Source organism: Streptomyces sp. P6-2-1 (assembly GCF_050613165.1).
GTDB lineage: Bacteria > Actinomycetota > Actinomycetes > Streptomycetales > Streptomycetaceae > Streptomyces.
This window is the reverse complement of record NZ_CP192513.1, coordinates 5,945,624-5,968,818: the sequence shown is the minus strand read 5'-3', so window position 1 is coordinate 5,968,818 and position 23,195 is coordinate 5,945,624. Positions and strand designations below refer to the sequence as shown.

Sequence of the window (23,195 nt, the reverse complement as noted above, 5' to 3'; positions counted from 1 at the left end):
CGGCGAGCGCCAGCGTACGGGGAGCGCGCGCCCACGTCCCCTCAGAGCACGCCGTCAACGGCGAACTCGGCCCGTACGGTCTTGCCGACGGCCCCCCGTTCGACGACCTCCCACCGGTCCGCGCAGGCATCCACGAGGACGAGCCCGTAGCCGCCCTCCGCGAGCGGCGCGCGGGGCGCGGGCCGCCGTGGCGGGCGGCACTCCGCGCGCGCGTCGGCGACGTCGACCCGCAGCACGCCCTCCGTCACGCGCAGTTCCGCCCGCACCTCGAAATCCCGCCCCGGCACCTTGCCGTGCGTGACCGCGTTGGCGGCCAGCTCCCCCACGACGGTCTCGACCCGCCGCACGAGAGCGCTCCCGCCGACGAACCCCCACACGCCGAGTTCGTGCACGACGAGGAGCCGGGCGAGGCGGGCCCCGAGCAGGGTGGAACTGAACCGCTGGACGAAGGGGGCGGGGGTGGGCGGACGGGGCGTGTGCGTGGTCGTCATAGCGGCAAGGCTGGCGCGCTGACCTGCGTGATCCCAGGTACCCCACTCGTACAGAAAGTGAGCGTACGAGTGCGAAGGGTGGACAGTACGAGTAACCGGCCGAGACCATGAGCCGTTGTTCCGTACGGCGCGAAAGGCAGGCGGCATGGCGATCGGCGCGACCCCGACGGAGCCCGAACCCTCAGAGACTCTGAAGGTGTTCGGCGCGGTCGTCAAGGTCTTCCGTAAACGGGAGGGCCTGACCCAGGAGCGGTTGGCCGAAGTCCTCGGCTACTCGGTGGACATGATCTCGTCCATCGAGCAGGGCCGCCGGATGCCGCAACCGGACTTCGTGCAGGCGGCCGAACAGGCCCTGCATGCGGCGGGGATGCTGAGTCCTCTGCTGCCCCATGTGGTGCGGAAGCCGGGGCTGGCCAACCACTTCCGCGAGTGGGCCCTGCTGGAGACGGAGGCGATCAGCCTCTACACGTACGAATGCCGAGTGCTGCCAGGGCTGTTGCAGACGGAGGCATACGCCCAGGCAGTCGAACTGAACGTGCCGCCTCTACCGACCACCGAGGAACTGAGGCAGCGCCTGGCTACTCGGCTTGAGCGCCAGGAGTTGCTGAGCACGGATCGCCAACCCCCGTGCGCCTTCAGCTTCATCATCGAGGAGGCCATCTTCGTCCGCAGGACCGGTGGCGACGAGGTGACGTGCGGAATCCTGGACCACATCCGGCGGGTCATCGACGAACACTGGAACGTCCAAGTGCAGATCATGCCGCTCCACCAGCCCGTGCACGCGGGGCTCGACGGGACCATGAGGCTGCTGGAAACCCCCGACAACATGTGGCACGCCTACTCCGAAGGCCAGGAGAGCGGCGTCATGATCTCGAACGCCAAATCCGTCAGTGTGCTTCACCAGCGGTATGCGAAACTTCGCTCACAGGCGCTGACACCGGAGGACTCGGTGCGCCTGCTTGAGCGACTGCGAGGAGCACTATGACCACCGTGGAACTGTCCTGGTTCAAGAGCAGCTACAGCGGCTCGGGCGGGAGCGACTGCGTAGAGGTCGCCCTCACCCCCCTCGCCATCCACATCCGCGACTCCAAGGACACCACGCGCCCCAGCTTCACCGCTGCGCCTTCCGCCTGGGCGGACTTCCTGGAGCGGATCGCCGCACGCTGAAGCAGGATGCGGCCGAGGGCAGGGCCGTCAGCCCGTGCCCTCAGCTGGCTTCCCGTAGCCGCACGGCGGCACCGCCCCCTTCTTGTCGCGAACTTCGGCGTCCTGCCTGTCCGGGAACGTGCGGGCCCGTGCGGGCGTGGCGGCGGCGTCGCTATGGTCACCCCGTGGACGGCGCCAGGTGGTTCGAGGACGAGGGCCCGGCTGGGGACGACGAGGAGCCCTGGGAATTCAGCGAGGCCGACCTGTCCTTTTTGGCGGCCCTGCGTGCCCGCGCCGCCGCCTGGCGGGTGCCCCGGGCTCCCCACCACGTCGGACGGTCCGAGGACGAGGCGTCGCTTCTCGTCCGCGTCGGCCTCGCCGATGAGGAATACCACCTCGTACTCGGCGAGTGGGCCGTGCACTTCTACGGCGCGTACGTGCTGGCGGGGAAGGTCGGCGATCAGCTCTACAACCTTCACGAGTCGCCCGCGTACGGCTCCTTCCGGGCCACCGGCACGGCCGAGGATCTCGCGGGACGGTGCGCCGACTGGTTCGAGAGACTGCTGAGCCGCCCGGTTGTCCGGGAGGAGTGGCCGTCCGAGGACGGGAGGCACGCGGTCCGCTGGGAGTTCGCCGACACGGGCGAGCCCCTGGTGTCGAGGTACCCGCTCCCCTGCGACGGCTCACCCCCGGCCCACCGCCACCGGGTCCGCCCCTGATCCCCGGGCCGTGCACCGGAGCCCGCCCGAACCGCGCCGCCTCCCGGGACGCGCGCGAGCCCTCGTCCGGCCCGCTTCGCGTGGGCGCGGTACGAGGGGCACGGGCGGGGGGGAGGGACACCTCGGGAGCCTCCTACCGCCTGGAAGCCGGGCCGGGTCCGGGGGCGTCCTTCGTGTGCGGCCGAGCGGTGCGTGGCTCGCGCGGAACGGTCCTGGGACGCCTCGTACGTGACGGGCGGTCCGCTTGGTTCACCGGTCCCGAGGTACGGCCACAAGCGCTGTGGTCCCTTGTTGAAAGGGCGGCCGTGGAGCGGTGGTGGAATCCGGCGCGGGTGGGGGTGGCGCGGGTGAGGGCGGGCGGGTGCGCGTGCCCGACGTGTGGGGCGGCGCCCCGGGGTGCGGGCCGGGACCGTGCGCGGACGCGCTGCGGGGGCGCGGCCGGGGATCAGCGGCCACCGGTGCCCGTACCGCGCTCCCAGTCCGCCCGTGTCAGCACGTACTCCACGTCCCCGTGCTCCGAGCCCTCGATCACTTCCGGCCAGTCCTGGGTGTAGTGGCGGAGGAAGGTGAGGCCGCACTTCTCCATCACGTGGCGGGACTTCGTGTTGACCGTCATGGTGTTGGCGGTGACGCGGTGGACACCGAGGTCCGTGAAGCCCTTGCGGATCAGGGCGCGGGAGCCTTCCGTGGCGTAGCCCCTGCCCCAGGCGTGGGTGTGGAGGCGGTAGCCGAGTTCGACGTCGGTGGCGCTGTCCTCGGTCAGGGGACGGAAGGCGAACCAGCCGAGGAACAGACCGGTTTCACGCTCCTGCGCGACCCAGTAGCCGCGTGTGCCGAGGCCCGGGTAGTCGTGGAGGAGGCGGGGCAGGGGCCCCGTCCGGATCTCCTCGCGGGTCGTGGGACGGCCGCCGTTGATGAAGCGCATGACGGCAGGGTCGCTGTCCAGTGCGACGAGGTCGTCCACGTCGGCCTCGGTGAAGGCGCGCAGGGTGAGGCGGTCGGTCTCCAGGAACACGTGCATGGCGCGATCCTCGTCCATGACGGCCGGATTCCACCACGGGATTCAGGCGCGCGGCTCCGCGAGGGGCGAGGAGGCGGCGAGGTGACGGGCGAGGACGAGCGCCACGGCCTCGTCCACGATGGCGCTGTGGACGGGGTCGGGCGGTACGAAGTCGTCCCGTATGAGCTGGGGCCACAGGAGTTGCCCGCAGATCATCCCGAGGAACTGTTCGGCCACGGCGGACGCCGGCCGCTCCCCCGCCCCGGCCGCCCCGGCCGCCCCGAGGACGAGCGTCCCGGCACGGCTCTCCGCCTCAAGGTAGTCGCGGAGCCGCTCGTAGAAGGGCCCGCGATCGAGGGCGAAGCCGGTGCCGACGCTGTGGGCGAGTTCCGGCATCCGCGGCAGTTCGGTGATGACCAGACGGCACAGCGCCGCGGTGCCGGGACGTGCCAGCAGGCACGCGTAGTCGCGTCCGATGCGCGTCAGACCGTGCCGCGGGTCCCCGGGAGCGGGCGCTTCGGCGTACTGCTCGTCCAGCTGCCACTGCTCGGCGGCGACGGCGGCGAACAGCGCGGCCTTGGAGGGGTACCACTTGAACAGGGTGCCGGTGGAGACCTTGGCCTCCTTGGCGATCCGGGCCAGGGAGGTCTTGTCGTACCCGTGGGCGAGGAAGAGGTCCCTGGCGGCGGCGATCATGCGCGCGCGGTTCTCCGCCTTCACACGCTCGTGGTACCCGGGCGCGCACGCGCCGTCACGCGCTCCTGAACGGTCCTGGTCCGCCGTGGTCATCCGTACCCCTCCTGCGACTCGCTCGCATCCTCGCATGTCAGAGCAGCGTCTGGCCCCCGTCCAGGATCAGGTCCTGGCCCACCGTGAACGCCGAGGCGTCCGAGGCGAGGTACACGACGGCCTCCGCGATCTCCTCCGGCCTGCCCATGCGCCCCAGGGGAATGCCCGAGCTGATCGCGTCCAGAGCGGCGACGTGCCGGGCCGGGTCCTCGATCCCGAGCTTGGCGTACAGCGGGGTGTTCACGGGACCTGGGCTGATCGCGTTGAAACGGATGCCGTGCGAGAGCAGCAGGTCGGCGTTCCACGACCGCATGAGAGAGGCCACCGCCGCCTTCGTCGCGGCGTACGCGTTCGACCGGCCGTACCCGCCGTGCGCGCTGTTGGACGCGTTGAGGATGACCGAGGACGGGTTGGCGAGGACGGGGACGAGAGCCTGCATGAGGAAGAACACGCTCTTGACGTTGATGTCGAAGAGCCTGTCGTAGCTCTCCTCCGTGTGGTCCTCGAACGGACGCCAGTCCGAGACGCCCGCGTTCAAGAAGGCCACGTCCAGCTCGCCGAAACTCTCCCGCACCCGGTCGGCGAGCCCCCGCTGCGCCTCAAGATCACGTGCGTCCGCCTCCACGACGGGCACGCCTTCGCCGAGCACCTGTCGCGCGTTCTCGATACTGGCCGGGGTGACGCCTGTGACGAGCACGTCGGCGCCCTCCGCGAGGAAGTGCCTGGCGGTCTCCAGACCGATCCCGCTCGTGCCGCCCGTGATCAGGGCACGCTTGCCCGCAAGACGCTTCATGATTCCCGTTTCCTTGCCGAGACAGAGAGGTAAGTCGAACGACTTACTTTCACCGTAGCCCGGCCGCACCCCGGAGGCAAGTCGCCCCACTTACCACCGGGTCTCCGCTACTCACGGCCGCCGTCCCCGTCGGCACCCGCACGCCCCTCCTCGGCACCGGGACGGTCCTCCGCCCCACCGGCACGCCCCTCCGCCCCACCGGCACGGTCCTCCGCGCCGCCGACGAGCAGCAGGGACTTGCCCACCACGGCGCGGGCGGCCAGGGCGCGGTGGGCGTCGGCGGCCCGCTCCAGGGGATGCACGGCGCCGATGACCGGCCGCAGGCGTCCCTCGGCGGCGCGTGCCAGCGCGAGGCCGAGCAGCGCGCGTACGTCCGCCTGCTCCGGCGGGCCGTCCTTGAGCGGCGCGTGCAGCCGGATGCCGCGGCGGGCGGCCTCCTCGCCGTCCGGAGCGGCAAAGCCGTCCGCGGTGCCGTAGGTGAGGTACCTGCCGCCGTCCGCGACCGCGTCGACGGTGCGGGTGCCGAGCGCGCCTCCCGCGCCGTCGTACGCGAGTGCGGCGCCGCCGCCCGTCGCCTCGCGCACCCGGTCGGTCCAGTCCGCGCGCGTGTAGTCGACGACCGCGTCGGCGCCCAGGTCGCGGGCGAGGGCCCGCTTGGCTTCGCTGGACGCGGCGGCCACCACCCTCGCCCCGGCCTCTACGGCCAGTCGCACCAGGAGCGTGCCCGCCCCACCGGCCGCCGAGGTGACCAGGACCCACTCCCCGGGGCCCGGCGCGCCCACGCGGTGGAAGCCGAGCGCGGTCACGCCGTCGTGCACCAGCGCGGCCGCCGCCGTGGTGCTCAGCCCGTCAGGAACGGGAAGGACGTCCTCCTCGCGCACGACCGCCTGTTCGGCGTACGTGCCGTCACCTCGTACGACGACGCGGCGCCCCCTCCAGCCCGGGTCCACCCCGGCGCCGACCGCCAGCACCTCGCCCGCCCCGCCGCTGCCCGGCACGTACGGCAGCGTGCGCGGGAACAGCTCCCGGCCCCAGCCCGAACGCAGCAGGGTGTCCAGGAAGATGACATCGGCCGCGACCATCCCGACGACCAGCCGGCCGGGCCCAGGCACCGGCTCGGGCATCTCCACCGGGGTCAGCACCTCGGGGCCGCCGAAGGAGGCCACCTGGATCGCGCGCATGAACAATCACCTTTCGCCGGGGACGGCCTTCCCGCGCACTCTCCGGCCTCAAGTCCGGTTGAGGTCAAGAGGCCGGGAGGTGCGGCGCGGCGTCCGACGGCCCGCACCGCCTCCGCCGCACCGCACCGCACCGCCTCCGCCGCACCGCCTCCGCCGCACCGCACCGCCTCCGCCGCACCGCCTCCGCCGCGCCGCCTCCGCCGTGCCGCACCGCCTCCGCCGTGCCGCGCCGTCGACGTCTCCGTCCCGGTCGCGGGAGTGCCGCAGGCCGGCGTGGGGACGCGCGGTCAGTTCGTCCAGACCTCCGCCCTGTCCACGCTGACGTAGGCGGCGCCCGACTGGTCGTCGCGCTCGCCGGTCACCCGGACGCGCAGGGTGTGCGTGCCGCTCGCGAGCCGGGGGCTGAGGTACTGGAGGTTCTCGCCGGTACGTGGCGTGCCGTAGTAGTCGAGGCGTTGCTCGGCGCCGCCGTCGATACTCACCGCCGCGTAGCCGTTACCGGTGTCCCGTACGGAGAGCAGCGCGATCCTGGTGCCGGTGAAGGTGTACGTGGCGGTGTCGCCCGCCGTCGCGCTCCAGTGGTCGTCGCCCCAGAAGCACTGGACGCCGCAGTCGGTGCCGGAGTTCCAGGTGCCGGTGTAGGCGAGCGAGCCGGCCCCGTCGGAGCGCCCGTCGTCATTGATCCAGTAGGCGCCGGGGCCCGGGTCGCCCGAGGGCAGGTCCTGGGTGGCCCCGGTGGCGAGCGGGACGCCGAAGTCCGGGCTGCCGTCCGCGTTCCAGCCGATGCGCTGGGCGCGCGTGGTGCGGTTGCTGTAGGTGTTCTCGGACGTGGACTTGGCGTGGTAGACGATCCAGTCCTCGGTGCCGTCGGGGGACGTGAAGAGGGCGTGGTGGCCGGGCCCGTAGACGCCGTGGTCGTCGGCGCGCGAGAAGACGGGGCCCTGGTGCTGCCGCCAGTTGTCCGGCACGAGCGGGTCGGCGCCGTCCGGCAGCGACATCATCCACAGCTGGTAGTCCGGCTTCCCCGTGTCGCACGTGGAGTACGTCATCCAGGTGCGGCCGTTGCGGTAGAGGAACTCGGGCCCCTCGCGCACCTCGGGGCAGCCGCCCGCCGCGTCGAGCGCGACCGCGTCGCCCGAGACCGTGTACGGGTTCGCCATCGGGGCGAGGTTGAGGCCGTTGTGCTGGTACTGGTTGATGCCGCTGTAGGCGAGGTAGAGCCTGCCGCCGACCTGGAGGATTCCGGGATCGATCGCGAAGTCTTCGGCGTGGTTGGGCGGCGCGAGCTTCGCCTTGAAGTGGTACGGGCCGAGCGGGTCGTCGCCCTCGGACTCGGCGACGAAGACGCGGTGGTGGTCGTCGGTCCCGTCGTCGGCGGTGTAGTAGAGGTACCAGCGGCCGTCGAAGCGGTAGAACTCCGGCGCCCAGATGTCCTTGTCGCGGCTCGCGTCGGTGTCGGTCCACACGGTGACGGGGTCGGCCGTGAGCAGAGTGCTCAGGGAGGGGGAGCGCCACATCTTGACGCTGTCGCCCTGGGTGGTCGTCAGGTAGTAGTTGCCGTTCCAGTACGTCATGTACGGGTCCGGGCCCGTGTTGAGCGGGTTGCGGAACGTCCCGGCGGCGGCCGCCCCGGGGGCGGAAGCGGAGGCCGGGGCCGACGCCGTGGCCGGGGCGGCTCCTTGCGCGGCGGCTGCCTCGGCGGGGCGGAGTGCGGCGGCGGCCTCGGCGGGGCGGATCGCGTTCGCGCCCGCGCCGAGCAGGACGAGGACGGCGAGGACGCCGAACAGGCGCAAGAGGCGGAACGAGCGCGAGGGGTGGTGCGGACGCGGGGTGCGGATCGGGCGCGAGGGGTGGGGCGGCTGCGCGCGCATGTGGGGGGCTCCTTCTTCGCGAACCGCCCGACCCGGCCGGGCGGCCGGGCCTGACGGGGTTTTACAACGATGCAGAGCTGTCGCGGGGTCACCGTAGGGACGGCCCGCCGCGGCGTCAACACTCCGCGCGAGCGGCCCCGGACCGGCACGCACACTTCCCGGCCCGCGACACCGCACCCGCCACCGGCCCGCGCCCCCGGCCCGCGCCCCCGGCGCGCCCCCGCGGGGCGGCCCCCGGCACGACCCGCACGGCACCCGCGCAAGGCCGCACTCGGATGCGGCATTGCGGTACGAATAGGGACATGTCTGAGCCGGTCTCCCCGCCCGCCCCACGCCGCGGGCACAGGCACGTCCTGCGTCCCGCCGTGCTGATCCCCGTGCTGTCCATGACGGTCCTCGTCGTGATCGACCTCGCGGTGCCCCGGTCGGTCCACCTGGGTCCGCTCCTCGCGGTGGCCCCGGCCCTGACGGCCGCGTCCGCCGGGCCCATCACGACGGCGGCGGTCGGGGTGCTCGCCGTCGTCCTCCAGTTCCTGCTCGGACTGGCGCGCCAGGAGACCAACACCCCGAACACGGCGGTGCAGGTGACCGCCGTCGCCCTGATCTCACTCGCCCTCGTCCTCTACAGCCGGGCCCGCACCCGCCGCGATTCGGAGCTGGCCCGGGTACGCGTCATGGCCGAGGCGACGAACGATGTCCTGCTGCGCCCGCCACCCGAGCGCCTGGGCCCGCTGCGGCTCGGCTCGGAGTACCGCGCGGCCGGTGAAGTGGCCCAGATCGGCGGGGACTTCTACGGCGTTGTGCGCACCCGCGGGGGGACCAGGCTGCTGATCGGGGACGTACGGGGCAAGGGCCTCGCCGCACTCGACGACACCGCCCTGCTCCTCGGCGCCTTCCGCTCGGTCTCGCACCTCGGCCTGAGCCTGCCCGGGCTGGCCGCCCACCTCGACGCGGCGCTGGAATGGAGCAACGAGCAGAAGGGCGCGGGTGAGGACTTCGCCACCGCGCTGCTCGTGGACGTGCCCGACGCGGGCGAGGAGGTACTGCTCCTCTCGTGCGGCCACCCGCCCCCCTACGTCATGCGCGCGAGCGGGCCGGAGTCCCTGGAGTCCACCCGCCCGGCCCCTCCGCTGGGGCTCGGGACCCTCGACCCGGACGCGTGGACGGTCGACAGGCACGCCTTCCGTCCCGGCGAGACGCTGCTCCTGTACACGGACGGGGTCATCGAGGCCAGGGACGGCGACGGGGCCTTCTACCCGCTCGCGGAGCGCCTCGCCCTCTTCAGCGGCCGCGACGAGGACCGGCTGGCGCGCCTGGTCGTGGAGGACGTCGTGCGGCACACGCACGACCGCCTCGCCGACGACGCGGCCCTGCTGTGCGCGTACCGCTTCCCGGCCTGAGCCGGCCGGAGACGCGCGGCGGCTTGCCCGCGCAGCCCCCGCGCCCATGAGGGAGCACTTCACCCCGGCGCCGCACACCCCGGCCGACCGACAAGCGACGCGCGCGGGCCACGCATGCCACCGATCCGAGGATTCCCCACGTCAGCCCCCACCCCCGCTCACACCTCCCCCACCGCCGCCCATGCTGCCGCTGCCGCCACCGAGGTCGACGTTGTCGCCGAAGCACCAGGCGCAGCCTGATCAAGAGCCCCCCAACGGCAACCGCGAAGGCGGCACCAATTTCCCGACGGCGACCGTGGCAAGACCCCCGAGCTGCCACACCACCGCGCGATCACGCCTGCCGACCACCGCGAGGGAGGCGCCCGCCGGTCCGGACGGAAAGAACGATGAGCAGGCCGTGCCCGCCCAGGACGCCGGTCCCGGCACCCCACCCGGGGAAGGGCCATGCCGCCTCGCCCCGGCTCACCTCAAGGGCCCGCCCCGTCACCCTTCCGAACGACACGTCACGACGTCAAGTTTGACGGCCGACTCCCGCACGGCACTCGGACCCGCCCTTCAAGTCCCCTGCGGCAAGGCCTGCTTCACCAAGCCAGCGAGACCCGCCATCCCGTGCACCAGCCTTTCGCGTTCCGGCCGACAGTGTCAGTCCGGAGCATTACAGTCGCCTGTGCCGTGCGGCAATCGGAAGCGCTCACGGTGCGCACACACACGCTGAGCACGGGGGGATACGCCAGTGGCACGGGAGTTCGGCCACCACCTCGGCCTGCCTCACGCGCTTCCCGCGCTGCCGCTCACCCCGCTGGTCCGCGCCTACGACGAGGTGCTGACGCTGCAACACGATCTCGGCCCCACCTGGTGGGGTGAGGCACTGTGCGCGCCCGGCGAACGGCTTTCCGTGCTCGACGGAGTCTTCGCGAGCCGACCGCCACTTCGCCGACGCCACCTCGGACCTCACGAACTGCGCGCTCGCGCCCAGAACTTCCCTGAGCGGGCCGCACTGCTCACCGCATGGGCGGAGCGGGAGAGCGAGAGTCCGGGCGCGTTGCGTCGCGCACTCTTGTACGAGCTGACGCGACAGACACCCCTCGGCGCCTCGGCCGCAGAGCTTCCCGAGGTGCTCGACACCCCGGAACGGGAGGCACTCGCCGCCGCGCTCACCGCCACCCCCCGGCTGAACGCGCGGCAGGAGCGCGCCGCGCGGGAACTCGCGGACCTGTGGCACGCCGGACGCCTGCGCACGCTGGTCCGGCACCTTGCCCTGCTGCCCGTCCCTGCTCGCGCGGAAGCAGCGCAGGCGGCGTTCTCGGAGCAGGTCGAGCGCCGGACGTCGCGGACCGACGCCCTGCTCGACCGGGCGGCGCAGTACGAGCGGAGCGGCCTGACGCGGGAGGCGGCAGGGGCGTACCTCCGGGCGGCGCGACTGGCGACGGACTGCCCCACAGCCCTGCGCGGCCTCGTCCGTACGCATACGGCCGACAGCGGCTCGCAGGCGCCGTTGCGCGCGCGTCTGCGTCAGGACGGTGGCGTGGACCTGGACTGGGACCCGGCGGACACCCGCACGTACGACCCGCGGTCAGACGGTCGCACGGCCGACGTGGCGGACTGCTCGGCGAGCGACGCCGCAGACGTGCTGCGGATCGTGCGTCTGGAAGCCCGGCAAGGCTCGGCTCCCGTCCTGGCGGAGATCGCCCGGCTGAGCGGGGGGCAGGAGGCCAGGGACCCCTCACCGCCTCCCGGATCGCGGGTACGGTACGCGATCGTTCCGCTCCACGCCGGCCACCGGCCCGGGCCGCCGCTCGTCTCCGACCCGGTGGAGATCACGCCCCAGGTGAGCGCGGTCACAGTACGCGACGCACCCGCCTCCTTGCACGCGCGATGGACTCCGCCGCCCGGTGCGACCGCCGTCCGCCTGCGACTCGAAGGCCCTGCGGGACTGAGCCGCGAGACCTGCGGGGAGTCGGTGCAGGAGTGGACCTGGGAGGAGCTGCCGACCGGCCCGTACCGGCTCGCCCTCACCGCCGAATTCCGCACGCCCGAGGGCACGACGCGCTGTGCGTCGGCGCGCCGGGTGACCGCACGGGTACACCCCTGGCCGTCTCCTGTGCACGGGCTGTTCGCCGAAGACGTGGCGGACGGGGTGCGCCTGAGGTGGGAACCGGAACGCCCGGAGCGCGGTGAGATCAGCCTCGTGGAGTGGCCGGACGGCGCGGCGCCGCCCGTCGGCGAACACCTGACCGATATCGAGGCCCTGGCTCCGCTGTCATGGGAACCGGCCGACGAGGCAGGTACGTTCCGGGTTCCCGCCGGCCCCGCGCGCACGGTGGGTGCTGTGGCCGTGCTCGGTGCCCGAGCCCTGACCGGGCCGACCGTCCGGATACGGTGCCGCGCAAAGGTGAACGGTCTGCGCGCCGAGCGGCTCGCTCCCGGCCGCGCGCGCCTGATCTGGGACTGGCCGCCCGACACGCCGGCGGTGACGGTGCTTGTACAGCAGAACGGCACGATGGCCGAGCACGCGGTGACGCGCAGTGCGTACCTGCGTCAGGGCTGTCTTCTGGACCTCGCACCATCCGCCGCACTTCTCACCGTGCGCGCCGAATCAGCCGCCGAGCCCGCAGCGCTTCTCGTCTCCCCCGCGGACTCCTCCGTGCCCCTGTCCGCCGATCTCGTGGTCTCCTACGCCTTGACCGGCGGACGACGACTCCTGCGCGCGGGTCCGAGCGGACCCCGTGTCCACGTACGTCTCAGGAGTGCGGCGGAGCCCGCGGACGAGGCGAGCGTGCCGGAGTTCGTACTGGTGGCGCGGGTGGCACAGGCGGGGGCCCCGCACCCCAGGAACGTGGAGGACGGGGTGGTGGTGCTTCGCGTGAGCGGGACGGAGCTGGCACGGCGGGGTGCGGTGGAGCTGCCCCTGCCACGCCGACGCCGTGAAGGGCCGTTTCTCCTGCGCGCCTTCCTCGTCGGCGGCAATCCCGGCGCGCGACTCGAAGAGCCCCCTCTCACAAGCCTGGTGGTGCACTGACATGACAACTGTGATCTGCCCGTACTGCTTCGAGCGTTCCCCCGCAGCGCGGCTGCCCTTCCGCTGCCTCATGAAGACGACAGGGGTACTGGGGAAGGCTCCCTGCCACCCTGTGCGCGACGATGCCTGGGCGGACTTCATGGGCAGCAGTGCGGCACCGGCCCAGCGGGAGCGGGGGCCCGTCTTCCTCGCCCCACGTCCCCTCGCGTCCCTTGGCTCCGGTCCGGGGCGGGCGGCCTGCCCCGACTGCGGAGTCGTCTCGACCCTCCGCGTCTGCCGCCGCTGCCACAGCGACCTGCCGAGCGACTACTGCGACCAGGACACCCGCATCATCGCGCTGGTCGGCCCGAAGGCGGCGGGCAAGAGCACTTACGTACAGGTGCTCGTCAACGAATTGCGCCACCGCGTGGGCCGCGCCTATGACGCATCGGTCGTCCCTATGGGGGCCGAGACCCAGCGCCGCGACCGCGAGGCCGCCGAAGATCTCTACGAACGACTCCGGCTGCCCCAGGCGACGCGCCCCGCCGCCACGGGCTTCAACCAGCCGTTGCTCTACCGGCTCAGCCTGCCCCGTCCACGCCGCCCGGGCAGCACCCTGCACACCGCGCTGGTCTTCTTCGACGCTGCCGGGGAGGATCTCGCCGACGACGACGCCACGCGTCGTTACACCAGTTACCTGGCCTCCGCCGACGGCATCATCCTCCTGGTGGACCCCCTCCAACTCGGCACCGTGCGCGACCTCGTGCCTCCGGCGGACGGCCCGCTCCCCATCAGTGAGACGCCCGCGCAGCAGATCGCGTCGAACATCGCCGAGCAGTTGCGCGCTCACCGCGGCCGCAGGACCGGCGGCCGTCTCGCCACCCCGGTGGCAGTCGCCCTCACCAAGACCGACCGCCTGCGCGAACTCGTCCCGCCGCACTCCCTCCTGCTGCGCAATGCCTCGCACGAGGACGGGAACTACCGGGAGAGCGAACGGCGTTCGGTGCACGAGGAGGTACGCGGGCTCCTGGAGGGCTGGGATTCCGGGGCGTTGTACCGGCAGTTGAACCACGATTTCGCGGAGGTCTCCCTCTTCGGCCTCTCCTCGCTCGGGGCTCCTCCGCCGCCCCACGCTCCCTCCGATGTCCCGCCCTCGGGTCCGCAACCGCTGCGGGTCGAGGACCCCCTGCTGTGGCTGTTGTCCCGGCGCGGTCTGCTCCCCCGAGCCCGCGAAGGCCGCAATCGCCGGGAGGTTCCCGCGTGAACCTCCCGCACCTGCACTACACGTGTGCGCCCCCGGGCAAGGACGGCTCCGGTTTCCGCTTCACCGCCGTATCCGCCGGAGTGCCTTCCTCGGTACTGCGCGAGGCGGAACCCCTCATCGGGTACGAGCCGCCGCGCTCGGCGCCCGGTTCGCCCAGTGCCGCGGAACTGACTGCCTTCCCGGTGTCGCTGAGCCTGAGCGCGCTCCAGGACGGCGGCCGACTGCTCTGCCGTTCCGCGTACCTGGGCGCGGACTACAGCGGACGCTGGGGAAATTTCCACGCCCACGCCGTCCACCTCGCCCGCGACACCGAGCTGCCCGGCGCCGCGCTGCCCATCACGACCTGGGAGTCGCCCGGCTGGCAACGGACCCCGCCGACGGGCCCGGTGCCCGGGCCCCAGGCGGACCTCTGTCCGGGTGTCAGCTTCGACACCGGGACGATGACCGCGTTCGCGCGGGCGCGCTCCGCGCGGCTCGCGGCCTTCCTCACCGACCTCCGGCAGTCGCTGACGCTGCCGAGCGCACCCCAGCTCGTGGTCGTCGAGGAGAACACGCTCGACGTGGTCCGCTGGATCGCGCTGGCCTGCGTTTCCGTCCCCCGCGCCGAGGCGGGCACGCTGACCTTCACGACGTACACGCGCAGCCCGCGACTCGCACCGCAGCAGATCCTCGGCGTCCTGCCGGAGACCGCGGCCGAACTCGTCACCGAGGGCCACCGCTACCGGCTGCACGACCCCACCCGGCCACCCGGCCCCACGACCGACGCCTGGGCCGAACTCGCCGCCGCCGTCTGGCAGGAAGGCCACCCGGCGGTACTGCGAAGGGCAGCGGAGCTGGCGCCGTTCCACAGGGGTGCCCTCGCCGCTGTCGCGGCGGCCCACGTCACCGGACTCGGGGCGGCGGCCCGCACGGCCGCCGCCGACTGGCTCGGCGCGCACCCCGAGGCGCTGAGCGACAGCGAGCTGTCGGGCTGTGTCGGCATGCTCGCACGTACACCGCCTGCCGATGCCGTCGCGGCGAAGGCGCTGCTCACCGTGCTCACCCGCCTCCGCGACCGGCTCCCCGCCACGAGCAGGGACGCCCTCGCGGAAGCCCTCCTGCGGGCCGGCGCACAAGGGATTCCCGGCGCCGGTGAGCTGCCACAGGACGTACGGCTGGACAGCGCGTCCCGCACGCGGCTCGCCGTCGAACTCCGGCCGCGTCTTTTGACGTCACTGTCCGCCCCGGACGTCCCGCTCCGGCAGGTGGTGGAGCTGGCCGGGCTCGCCGACCGTCTCGGCATGCCGCTCGGTTCCGCGCTCGTCGCAACCGCTCAGCCGCTCGCCGAGGCGCTGGTGTCGGCCGACCGGGCCGCACGGGACGACGGTCGCTCGGCGCTGCCGGGCGCGGACACCCTGGAGCGGCTGCCGGAGTTGCGTGCCGCGCTGCTCCCGCGCCTCGAAGAGCTGGCGGCCGACCGGCCCGCCGAAGTGGCCCGGATGCTCCGGCACTTCCGCGTGCCGCTCGACCCCGCGCTCTCGCTGCCGCATCTGGAGATGTGCGCGCACGCGGCGCGCCTTCCCGCCCGTCCCGCCGATCCGCTCGCCGCCTGGCACACCCTGCTCAGGGAGAGCAGACTGCCCTACGCGGCGGAGCCGCTGCTCCTGCGCACGGCGCAGGCCCTCGCGTGGAGCGAGACGCCGCCCACTGCCCAGGAAACGCACCTCATGCTCCAAACCGCCGGTGCGGAGGCCCATCGTGCGGCCGGGACGTGGCAGGACGCCGTCGACGTCGCGCTCGGAGCCTCACCCGAGGACCCGCACGTCCTCGCTCTCGCTCCCGTACTGCTCGGCCTGTTCCCCGAGGAGATCCCGCCCCGGGTCCGGGCCGCGCTGCTCCTCCTCGAACTGGCCCACGAGGCACGTGGCGGTGACTTCGCGGGCACCGCCGGCCCCGCACGTGGCGGCTGGATCGAGCGGGCGACGGGGCTTCGGCGGGCCGCCGAGCCACTGCCCCCCGCCGTACGGGAGCGCGCACACCGAGCCCTGGCCGCCGCGGTGCTCGCCGGTACCGGGGATACCTGCGGCGAGCTGCGCGCGCTGGCGCACAGCGGCGACGCCGAGCTGATGCACACGTACGCGCTCCTGGCCCGGGAGGAACCCTTCCGAGCCCGCTTGCGCGCCGAGCCGCGCCTGGCCGCCGCCTGCTTCACGGGCTGGACGATGTACGCCGACGCAGGGCATCGCTGGCGCGAAATCTCGGCCGGGCTTCTCCAGGATGTGCTCCGTCCCGTCGTACGCGCCTACCGGGAGAGCGAACTGACCCGGGTCGAGGCAGCGCTGGAACGCCCGCCCGGGCATCGCGCGGACGCCTTCCGCGAGTGGGCGGGCCCGGGGCCACTCGGGCGGCTGGGCCGCCGCCTCCTCGGCAGACGCGGTGGGAAGACGCGATTGCCGGAGCCGGGACGGGCCGACGTTCGACCGCGGGACGAAGGGGAGGCACTGTGAGCGGCCTGCTGGGGGTGCTCGTGGTGTGGTGCCTCGTCGTGGCACTCCCGCTCGCCCTGCTGCGCGTGTGGTGGGAACTGCTCTGCTACGCGGTCGTCGCGGCGGGGCGTGCCCTGGGCCCGCGGGAGCGCGGGGCCCACGACCCAAGACTGCGGCCGATGCGGGCCGATGGGGAGCCCGCGTTGCTCGCGTACTGGTACGCACGGCTCGTACCCGACGCAGTCGACGCCCTACGCGCCGCGTACCGCGTCGTGTGGCAGGGGCTCCAGTACTGGCTTCGCGGCCGCGCCGGCCATCTGCTGCGAGGGCGTCGGCCGAGGACCGGCCTCAAGGGCGGGCCGTGGGCCAAGGTCTTCTTCTCGGCGGTGGCACCCGGCGTCGCCCTCGCGTCGCTCCTGGGAACGGCGCTCGCCTGGGCGACGCTCTTGCCGGTGTTCGTGCTCTTCGCGGTTTTCCTGGTGCCCTGCCTGCTCGTCCCCTGGTGCTGTGCCGCGTTCCTCCGCGCCGGACGAGCCTCGGAGCGGTGGCTGCGCCGCGTGCGTCCCGCGTGCCCGTACCCCGACTGTTACCGGGACATCAAGGTGCTCGCCCGAGCGTGTCCCGGCTGTGGTGACCTGCACCGTGCTCCGCTGCCCGGACGGTACGGCGTGCTCCGGCACGTCTGCCGTTGCGGTGACCGGCTCGCGGTCGTGCCCTCGGCCGCCCGGCGCGCGCTCCTCTGCCATTGCCCGCACTGCGAACGGCCACTGCCCGAAGTCCTCGCACGCACCCGCGTGGTGCACCTTCCCCTTGTCGGGGCCGCGTCCTCGGGCAAGACGATGTACCTCGCAGCTCTGCTGCGCGGGCTCGACTCATGGGGCGAGCGCGGAGGCTTCCGCGTAACGTCCGCGACCCGGGAGGACCAGGCGACCGCGCGGACGCTGGCGGACGACGTCCGGGGCTCGGGCTGGGCCCTCAAGACGCAGGGGGAACCGCGCGCGCTCATGCTGCTGGTGAGCCGGGGCAGGCGACAGCGGTTGCTGTTCCTGTACGACCCGATGGGCGAGGCTCTGCGCGACCCCGACACCCTCCGCCGGCAGGAATACCTCGCCCACGCGGACGGGGTGCTGCTCCTCGTCGATGTCCTGGCGGACCCGTCAGTGCGCAAGCGGCTCTCCGCCGCCGACCGCCTGGCGGCCGAGCGGGGCCGCCCCGCCGTCAGAGGGCCGCTCGACACGTACTACGTGCTGACCGGTGAACTGGGTGCGCTCACAGGGCGTCGTGAGCGGCTCGCGGTGGCGTCGCTGGTGCCGAAGCGGGATCTGCTCGACGGACTGGACAGCCTGCCGGTGCTCGGCCCGGAGGTGGACGCCTGGCTCACGGACGTCGGGCTGGGGGTCCTCGTATCGGGCCTCGCCCACGATTTCGGTGCGGCACGGCACTGGGCAGTGAGTGCGCACAAGGCCGTTCAGGAGACCGACGGCAAGGGCGAGGCCCGGCGTGCGGCGGAGCCCGTGCTGTGGCTGCTGCGCCGTTCCGGGCTGCGACTACCGGGAGTCCCGGTGCCGGGCAATGGCAGGGGATCCGGGGTCAGGCTGCCCCGGCAGCGCGGCAGCGGCGCGGCCGGGACGGGCGCCTCGGCGCCGGGGGCCCCGGACGAGGAAGCGCGGGAAGCGAGGGCGCGGTGAACTTGTCAGCCGGATACGTCCGCTGGCGTACCTTGCTCCTCCTCCTGTTCGGCTGCGCAGTCGTGAGCGGGGTCGCGGGGACGCTGTGGCTCCTGTGGCGCATCGGGCGCCTTCTGCTGTGAGACCGGGGCGCGGAACCGCATGCGTCGAGGCCGCGCGCAGGCCGTGCCTTCCGTACCACCCACCCTCTTCGTGAAAGGAATTCCGCACGTGCACGACATTCCCGGCGGACCGATGGCGAACCGGCCCGTCCACTTCATCTGGCTCCTGGACACCTCGTACTCCATGCAGGGTGCCAAGATCAGCCAGCTCAACTACGCCATCAGAGAGGCCGTCCCCGAGATGCGCTCGGTGGCGCACGACAACCCCGCTGCGCAACTGCTGCTGCGTACGATGACGTTCTCGACCACGGCGCGCTGGCACAACCTCGCCCCTGTGCCGGTGGACGACTTCACCTGGCAGGACGTGACCGCTGACGGCGTGACGGCGCTCGGTGAAGCCCTGCATCTGGTCGCGCGCGAGCTGGAGACCCCGCCCATGCCGCAGCGAGCGCTCAAGCCCGTACTCGCTCTGGTCTCGGACGGAGTGCCGACCGACGACTGGCGGAACGGGCTGAAGGCACTCGACGCGACCCCGTGGGGGCGCAAGGCGGTACGTGTCGCGATCGCCATCGGCGAGGGCGACGCGAACCGGGACGTCCTCCAGGAATTCCTGGGCAACCCCGAACTGCGCCCGCTGGACGCGAACAGCCCCCGGCAGCTCGCTGCCGCGATCCGTTGGGCTTCCACCGCCGCGGTCAAGGCGGCGTCCCAGCCCCTCGCGGCCGACGGCGACCCGCTCACCAAACAGGCGGCATACGCTCCCCCCTCGCTCCCCGACGACGACGAAGACGTGTGGTGACGGCGCCGCACGCCATGATCTGGTCGCTCCTCGGCGGAAGCGTCCAGGGGGCGAACAAGAAAAGGAACCAGGACGCGTTCCGGCACAGCGGTCTGGGGACGAGCGAGGCCCCGCTCCTCCTCGCGGCCGCCGACGGGCACGGCGCGGCCGCTCACACGCGCAGTGCCAGAGGCGCAGAGCTGGCGGTCGAGCTGCTCACGAAGGAGATGGGCCGCTTCGCGGACCTCGCCCGCGCACGGCCCGGGCAGCGCGCGCCCGTCCTCTCCTGGCTGCGGCACTATGCCGAGGACGCGCTCCCGCGCCAGTTCGTCACGGAGTGGCGGCGTCAGGTGCTCCGGGACTGGGAGGAGGAGCACGATCCCGCCGCGGACGGGCTGCCCGTGGACAAGCGACTGGAGCTGTACGGCACCACCGTCATCGGCGCCGTGCTCACCCCCCAGTTGCTCACCGCCTGGCAGCTCGGTGACGGCGAACTCAGCCTCGTCGACGAGGACGGAACGGTGCATCTGCCGCTCGCCCCCGCCACGGCGGCTCTGGGGGACGAATCGGAGTCCCTCTGCCTGGACGAGGCGTGGCGGCTCATGCGTCTGCACTGGGAGCCCCTCGCGGGCGCCCATCTCGCCCCGGTCCTGCTCTCGCTCTCCACGGACGGCCTCTCGCACAGCTTCGTCGGCGATGAGGGTTTCCGCGGCTTCGTACGAGACCTCGCGGGGCGGACACGGGGCTCCCGCGAGGCGGTGGAGGCGGTCCGCGAGGCACTGCCGCGATGGCTCTCGGAGGCTTCCGCCCACTCGGGCGACGATACGACGCTGGTGGCCGCGGTACGGACGAACGGCACGGCTGGGACGGACGGCGAGGACGGCTCCGGTACGGCGGTCCCCTCGCCTGCGGGCGGTCCGGCGGCCCCGGTACCGGCGAGTGAGGGAGAGGAACCCGTACCAGCGGGTTCGCCGGCCATCGAAAAGAAGCCCGGCCCCGGGGCCGGGGACAGGGAGACTTCATGAACGGAATGCTGGCACCTGGTACTCCCCTGACCACTACGGAGGGGGTCACCCTGGAGGTCGCCGAACTGCTCGGCTCGGGCGGACAGGGCGAGGTCTACCGCGTCCTCGGCCCCGGGGGCCCGCAGGCACTCAAGTGGTACTTCCCGGCCTGCGCGACGGATCAGCAGGACGAGATCGTCCAGCAGTTGGTGGCGCGGAATCTCGACGACGACCGGTTCCTCTGGCCGAGCGCGCACGTACGCGACGACACAGGATTCGGCTACGTCATGCCGCTGCTTCCCGACCGTTTCCGCAAACTCACCGATCTCTTCCGTCGGACCCTGCACACCAGCCCTCGGGCCCTGCTGGCCGCCGCGTTGAACACCGTCGAGGCGTACCAAGTCCTCCACGCCCAGGGCATCGCCTACCGCGACATCTCCTGGGGCAACGTCGTATTCGACCCGGCGAACGGGGATGTCCTCATCTGCGACAACGACAACGCCGTGGTGGAAGGGGAGAACAGCGGCATCACCGGGACGATGCATTTCATGGCTCCGGAGCTGGTGCGCGCCGATCCTGGGGCGAGGCCGGGGACACAGAGCGACCTGCACTCGCTGGCCGTCCTCCTCTTCATGCTCCTCATGAACCATCACCCGCTCAGTGGACGCAGGGAACTGGAGGTGCACTGTCTGGACGAGGCGGCGGAACGCCGTCTGTACGGGCGCGAGCCGGTCTTCGTCTTCGATCCGAAGGACCGGTCCAACGCGCCCGACCCACAGGAACAGGGCACGGTGCTCGCGACCTGGGAAGCGGCCTGCCCCTCGCTGCGGGAGCTGTTCACGCGGAACTTCACCGAGGGTCTTCACGAACCCGCCCGCCGGGTGCGTGAGTCCGAGTGGCGTGACGCGCTGCGCGCGGCCTACGACGCCGTCGTCGAGTGCGCGCACTGCGGCAGGCAGAACATGACGGAGCCCGGCTCCGGTGACTCGCGCCCGTGCTGGCGCTGCGGACAGCTGGTGACGCTGCCCGCCCGCCTCACCGTGACGACGCTCGGTCCCCGCGTCGTACGGCACATCAGCCTGCACCGGACGGCACGGCTCCAGGCGCATCATCTCGAAGCCGAGCCGGCACGCCACGACTACGGGGACGCCACGCTCGTCGGGATGCTCACCGAACATCCCAAGCAGCCAGGGCGGTTCGGGCTCACCAACCGATCCACGCAGTCATGGACGGCGGAGCGCAGGGATGGTTCGCGGCAGAGTGTGGACCCTGGCCAGACCATCCCGCTGCGCGCGGGCCTCAGCCTGGATCTGGCGGCGGCCCACGCGGTGGTGGAGACCGTCTGACGCCGGGGCCGGGCGCTCCCTGGACGGAATCGTCCGGCAGGGGCGCGCCCGGCTCTGCCGGACGAGGCGTCGGTGAGAGCCGTCGGCGAAGGCTCCCGGTGTCAGGCGACCAGCGTCGCGAGTTGCTGAGCGAGGAGGAGCGCCGCGCTGCCTGCGCCCAGCGCCTGGGTGACAGTGCCCAGGACGCGACGGACACGGCCCTGGTCCACGGGGCGTCCCTCCGCCGCAGCCGCGGCGATCTCGGCCCCGACCTCACCGGCCCGGGCCGCGAGGTCGGGCCGCTGCTCAGCGTGCAGTGCCTCTGTCAGCCGCGTGGCGAGCCCTTCGAGGTCTCCGTCTCCGCCGTAATGACGCACCTCGATCCTGCCGTTGTCGCCGAAGTTGCTGTTGCCGCCGATGGAACCGTGGAAGTTGTACGTGCTCATTCCTCGTCGTTCCCCTCTTTCCGGGTGATCACAGCGGTGATCGCGTCGGGTCGCCGTGCCTGCCGTCGTCACGCGCCGGGCTGCGGAGCCGGGCTGCCTTGCTGCGGCTGCGGCCCGTACTGGTTCTGGATGGTTCCCTGAGCGCCGAAGACTCCCTGATTGATGTCTCCGGTGAAGTTGTAGGTCTGGTTGTTGATCACCTTGCTCGCGCTGTCGAAGCTGCTGGTGTCGATGTGGTGTGCCGTGAGGAAGCGCTTGGTGGCGAGGAGGACGCCCTGCTGGAGCCTGTTCAGGATGTCCTGGGCGTCCTGGAGTTCGTTGTGTCCCATGCGTTCCTGGTCCGCCCAGCGCGAGCGCAAGGTGTCCCTGGCCCCGTAGTCGTGCTGCAGTCGGTTCCTGGTGATGTCCCTGCGCTCCCGTTCGAGACGCCTGGCACGGACGGCCCGCTGTCTGGCCCGGGCCAGACAGCGCCCGGGCGCGCCGCGCAGCCGCCACTCCTGCTGGGTGCGCAGCATGTGGACCATGCGGCGTACCCGGCGCCAGCCGGGGTGCGGCACGTGGTCGACAGCGTCGAAGCGGGGACCGAGCGGGGGGATGAGGTGCACCGTGACCTCCCAGCTCAGTTGTGCGGCATGCAGCCGGGCCCTCAGGTGCATCACGACGACGATGCGGCCCCCCTCCCCCACTCGCTCCAGACTCAGGTAGGTGCGCATCCCTGCTCCCGGGTGGATCAAGGCGGACCGTACGAGAGCGGAGGGCACCCTGGTGAGCGGCGGGCGCTCCGGATCCGGGACCAGGTCGCCGCCGAGCAGCGGGGCGTGGGTGCCCGCGACGTAGAGGCGGTTGTGGGACCGGAGTCCCTTGAGGCCCGAGAGGTGCTTCATCTCGCGGGCAACGAAGGTGTGCAACTCGGCTTCGTCGAACGGCGTGATGGTCTGCGTACCGCCGTTCGGCGCCTGGGCGGGACTGCCGACGTCGATGGGCTGCCACACCGTCTTCCGCACACGCTTGCCGTGCCCCACGAACGGGTCGTCGTGGCCCACTTCGGCGTCGTACACGACGACGTTCGCCCGCCGGAGCCCGGAGAGGCCCGTCTCCGCCTCCGGGTCAACGGCGGGCGCCAGCGCCTCCGGTCCTTCCGCACCCCAGTGCACGGTGTACGCGGCGTTCCACGCCTCGCCGAGCGCTCGGTACCGCAGCACCCAGGCAAGACCCCACAACAGCACCACGGCCGCGATCAGGCTCGTGGCCCACGAGGCCGCGCCACCGAGAAACGAGAGCACTGCCCCTGCACCGGTCACGACGAGGAGCGCGAACAGCAGCGCGAACAGGTGGTCCCTGGCCCGTTCGCGCCGCACGGCCACTTCCGCGTGACGGACGAGCGCCACGAGGTTGACACCGAGGGGGAGCCCCAGGGCGTCGATGCGGTCGCCAGTGAACTCCTTTCGCACTTGACGGGCGAAATCCGGGTCGAGGTGCGTCGACGCGCACAAACGGCGGCTCACCGCGTCGGCGTAGTACTGCGGAACCCTCGGCATGTGCCGGGCAGGCGTTGTCACTGTCACCCCTCGGTCCGTCCCCCGCCGGAAGCCCTCGCGCATGCCGGCAAGAGGTCCGCGGCCATCACGTCCACCGTAGTCGGCCCCGCGGACATCGCGCCGACCCGTGAGGGCCGGGGGCGGGCGGGTGAGGGGGTGGGGGCGGAGATTCGGCTCCGGCCTGCCGGGAGTTGGCGC

Annotated in this window: 20 protein-coding genes; 12 read left to right on the top strand and 8 right to left on the bottom strand. The window is 72.5% G+C overall.

Going from position 1 to position 23,195, the window contains the following annotated elements; genetic code table 11:
• Positions 1 to 41: 41 nt before the first annotated feature.
• Positions 42 to 491 carry an ATP-binding protein gene (locus ACQYWQ_RS25210; RefSeq protein WP_431037704.1) on the bottom strand — a complete coding sequence of 150 codons (450 nt, stop codon included), beginning with the start codon at positions 489 to 491 and terminating at the stop codon, positions 42 to 44.
• A gap of 145 nt (positions 492 to 636) precedes the next feature.
• Here ACQYWQ_RS25210 and ACQYWQ_RS25205 point away from each other — a divergent pair, with 145 nt between their 5' ends.
• The 3 genes from ACQYWQ_RS25205 (at position 637) to ACQYWQ_RS25195 (ending at position 2,356) form a co-directional block, all read left to right on the top strand.
• Entirely contained in the window at positions 637 to 1,476 is an 840-nt protein-coding gene (locus ACQYWQ_RS25205; protein ID WP_431037702.1) for a helix-turn-helix domain-containing protein, read from the top strand.
• Positions 1,473 to 1,658: a DUF397 domain-containing protein gene (locus ACQYWQ_RS25200; RefSeq protein ID WP_431037700.1), complete on the top strand. Its 186-nt coding sequence runs from the start codon at positions 1,473 to 1,475 to the stop codon at positions 1,656 to 1,658. Before ACQYWQ_RS25205 ends, ACQYWQ_RS25200 begins: the two co-directional genes overlap by 4 nt.
• A 164-nt stretch (positions 1,659 to 1,822) precedes the next feature.
• A complete protein-coding gene (locus tag ACQYWQ_RS25195; protein WP_431037698.1) occupies positions 1,823 to 2,356 on the top strand; it encodes a hypothetical protein in 534 nt (177 codons plus the stop codon).
• 445 nt (positions 2,357 to 2,801) lie between these two features.
• Here the strand turns inward: ACQYWQ_RS25195 and ACQYWQ_RS25190 are convergent, their stop codons facing one another.
• From ACQYWQ_RS25190 to ACQYWQ_RS25170, 5 genes are all read right to left on the bottom strand, one after another.
• A complete protein-coding gene (locus ACQYWQ_RS25190) occupies positions 2,802 to 3,377 on the bottom strand; it encodes a GNAT family N-acetyltransferase (protein ID WP_431039341.1) in 576 nt (191 codons plus the stop codon).
• Positions 3,378 to 3,419: 42 nt separating this feature from the next.
• Entirely contained in the window at positions 3,420 to 4,145 is a 726-nt protein-coding gene (locus ACQYWQ_RS25185; RefSeq protein WP_431037696.1) for a TetR/AcrR family transcriptional regulator, read from the bottom strand.
• A gap of 37 nt (positions 4,146 to 4,182) precedes the next feature.
• Positions 4,183 to 4,938 carry an SDR family oxidoreductase gene (locus ACQYWQ_RS25180; RefSeq protein ID WP_431037695.1) on the bottom strand — a complete coding sequence of 252 codons (756 nt, stop codon included), beginning with the start codon at positions 4,936 to 4,938 and terminating at the stop codon, positions 4,183 to 4,185.
• A gap of 107 nt (positions 4,939 to 5,045) precedes the next feature.
• A complete protein-coding gene (locus ACQYWQ_RS25175; RefSeq protein ID WP_431037694.1) occupies positions 5,046 to 6,119 on the bottom strand; it encodes a zinc-binding dehydrogenase in 1,074 nt (357 codons plus the stop codon).
• A gap of 287 nt (positions 6,120 to 6,406) precedes the next feature.
• A complete protein-coding gene (locus tag ACQYWQ_RS25170) occupies positions 6,407 to 7,990 on the bottom strand; it encodes a family 43 glycosylhydrolase (protein WP_431037693.1) in 1,584 nt (527 codons plus the stop codon).
• Between the two features lie 302 nt (positions 7,991 to 8,292).
• Between ACQYWQ_RS25170 and ACQYWQ_RS25165 the strand changes: the two genes are divergently transcribed.
• From ACQYWQ_RS25165 to ACQYWQ_RS25125, 9 genes are all read left to right on the top strand, one after another.
• Complete coding sequence (locus tag ACQYWQ_RS25165) at positions 8,293 to 9,390, top strand: PP2C family protein-serine/threonine phosphatase (protein ID WP_431037692.1); 1,098 nt, start codon at positions 8,293 to 8,295, stop codon at positions 9,388 to 9,390.
• A gap of 733 nt (positions 9,391 to 10,123) precedes the next feature.
• Positions 10,124 to 12,409: a hypothetical protein gene (locus ACQYWQ_RS25160; protein WP_431037690.1), complete on the top strand. Its 2,286-nt coding sequence runs from the start codon at positions 10,124 to 10,126 to the stop codon at positions 12,407 to 12,409.
• A 1-nt stretch (position 12,410) separates the two neighbouring features.
• On the top strand, positions 12,411 to 13,652 hold the full coding sequence (locus tag ACQYWQ_RS25155; protein ID WP_431037689.1) for a TRAFAC clade GTPase domain-containing protein: 1,242 nt from the start codon (positions 12,411 to 12,413) through the stop codon (positions 13,650 to 13,652).
• The gene (locus ACQYWQ_RS25150; protein ID WP_431037687.1) at positions 13,649 to 16,138 is read left to right on the top strand and encodes a GTPase-associated protein 1-related protein; all 2,490 of its coding nucleotides are present in this window, start codon (positions 13,649 to 13,651) and stop codon (positions 16,136 to 16,138) included. Before ACQYWQ_RS25155 ends, ACQYWQ_RS25150 begins: the two co-directional genes overlap by 4 nt.
• Entirely contained in the window at positions 16,135 to 17,805 is a 1,671-nt protein-coding gene (locus tag ACQYWQ_RS25145) for a TRAFAC clade GTPase domain-containing protein (protein WP_431037685.1), read from the top strand. Before ACQYWQ_RS25150 ends, ACQYWQ_RS25145 begins: the two co-directional genes overlap by 4 nt.
• On the top strand, positions 17,802 to 17,927 hold the full coding sequence (locus tag ACQYWQ_RS25140; protein WP_431037683.1) for a hypothetical protein: 126 nt from the start codon (positions 17,802 to 17,804) through the stop codon (positions 17,925 to 17,927). The genes ACQYWQ_RS25145 and ACQYWQ_RS25140 overlap by 4 nt, the downstream gene beginning before the upstream one ends.
• A gap of 112 nt (positions 17,928 to 18,039) precedes the next feature.
• Positions 18,040 to 18,705 carry a vWA domain-containing protein gene (locus tag ACQYWQ_RS25135; protein WP_431039340.1) on the top strand — a complete coding sequence of 222 codons (666 nt, stop codon included), beginning with the start codon at positions 18,040 to 18,042 and terminating at the stop codon, positions 18,703 to 18,705.
• Positions 18,702 to 19,709 carry a protein phosphatase 2C domain-containing protein gene (locus tag ACQYWQ_RS25130; RefSeq protein ID WP_431037682.1) on the top strand — a complete coding sequence of 336 codons (1,008 nt, stop codon included), beginning with the start codon at positions 18,702 to 18,704 and terminating at the stop codon, positions 19,707 to 19,709. Before ACQYWQ_RS25135 ends, ACQYWQ_RS25130 begins: the two co-directional genes overlap by 4 nt.
• Positions 19,706 to 21,034, top strand: coding sequence for a protein kinase domain-containing protein (locus ACQYWQ_RS25125; protein ID WP_431037680.1), 1,329 nt, complete (start codon positions 19,706 to 19,708; stop codon positions 21,032 to 21,034). The genes ACQYWQ_RS25130 and ACQYWQ_RS25125 overlap by 4 nt, the downstream gene beginning before the upstream one ends.
• 101 nt (positions 21,035 to 21,135) lie before the next feature.
• Here the strand turns inward: ACQYWQ_RS25125 and ACQYWQ_RS25120 are convergent, their stop codons facing one another.
• Together ACQYWQ_RS25120 and ACQYWQ_RS25115 are read right to left on the bottom strand one after the other, a co-directional pair.
• Complete coding sequence (locus tag ACQYWQ_RS25120; protein ID WP_431037679.1) at positions 21,136 to 21,459, bottom strand: hypothetical protein; 324 nt, start codon at positions 21,457 to 21,459, stop codon at positions 21,136 to 21,138.
• A gap of 68 nt (positions 21,460 to 21,527) precedes the next feature.
• Entirely contained in the window at positions 21,528 to 23,018 is a 1,491-nt protein-coding gene (locus tag ACQYWQ_RS25115) for a hypothetical protein (RefSeq protein WP_431037678.1), read from the bottom strand.
• Between the last annotated feature and the right edge of the window lie 177 nt (positions 23,019 to 23,195).

What these genes read in the sequence shown, in the direction of transcription:
- ACQYWQ_RS25125 (WP_431037680.1), top strand. Translation starts at nt 19,706, where the DNA reads ATGAACGGAATGCTGGCACCTGGTACTCCCCTGACCACTACGGAGGGG.
- ACQYWQ_RS25205 (WP_431037702.1), top strand. Translation starts at nt 637, where the DNA reads ATGGCGATCGGCGCGACCCCGACGGAGCCCGAACCCTCAGAGACTCTG.
- ACQYWQ_RS25170 (WP_431037693.1), bottom strand. Translation starts at nt 7,990, where the DNA reads ATGCGCGCGCAGCCGCCCCACCCCTCGCGCCCGATCCGCACCCCGCGT.
- ACQYWQ_RS25190 (WP_431039341.1), bottom strand. Translation starts at nt 3,377, where the DNA reads ATGCACGTGTTCCTGGAGACCGACCGCCTCACCCTGCGCGCCTTCACC.
- ACQYWQ_RS25200 (WP_431037700.1), top strand. Translation starts at nt 1,473, where the DNA reads ATGACCACCGTGGAACTGTCCTGGTTCAAGAGCAGCTACAGCGGCTCG.
- ACQYWQ_RS25155 (WP_431037689.1), top strand. Translation starts at nt 12,411, where the DNA reads ATGACAACTGTGATCTGCCCGTACTGCTTCGAGCGTTCCCCCGCAGCG.
- ACQYWQ_RS25135 (WP_431039340.1), top strand. Translation starts at nt 18,040, where the DNA reads ATGGCGAACCGGCCCGTCCACTTCATCTGGCTCCTGGACACCTCGTAC.
- ACQYWQ_RS25180 (WP_431037695.1), bottom strand. Translation starts at nt 4,938, where the DNA reads ATGAAGCGTCTTGCGGGCAAGCGTGCCCTGATCACGGGCGGCACGAGC.
- ACQYWQ_RS25175 (WP_431037694.1), bottom strand. Translation starts at nt 6,119, where the DNA reads ATGCGCGCGATCCAGGTGGCCTCCTTCGGCGGCCCCGAGGTGCTGACC.
- ACQYWQ_RS25120 (WP_431037679.1), bottom strand. Translation starts at nt 21,459, where the DNA reads ATGAGCACGTACAACTTCCACGGTTCCATCGGCGGCAACAGCAACTTC.
- ACQYWQ_RS25185 (WP_431037696.1), bottom strand. Translation starts at nt 4,145, where the DNA reads ATGACCACGGCGGACCAGGACCGTTCAGGAGCGCGTGACGGCGCGTGC.
- ACQYWQ_RS25210 (WP_431037704.1), bottom strand. Translation starts at nt 491, where the DNA reads ATGACGACCACGCACACGCCCCGTCCGCCCACCCCCGCCCCCTTCGTC.
- ACQYWQ_RS25165 (WP_431037692.1), top strand. Translation starts at nt 8,293, where the DNA reads ATGTCTGAGCCGGTCTCCCCGCCCGCCCCACGCCGCGGGCACAGGCAC.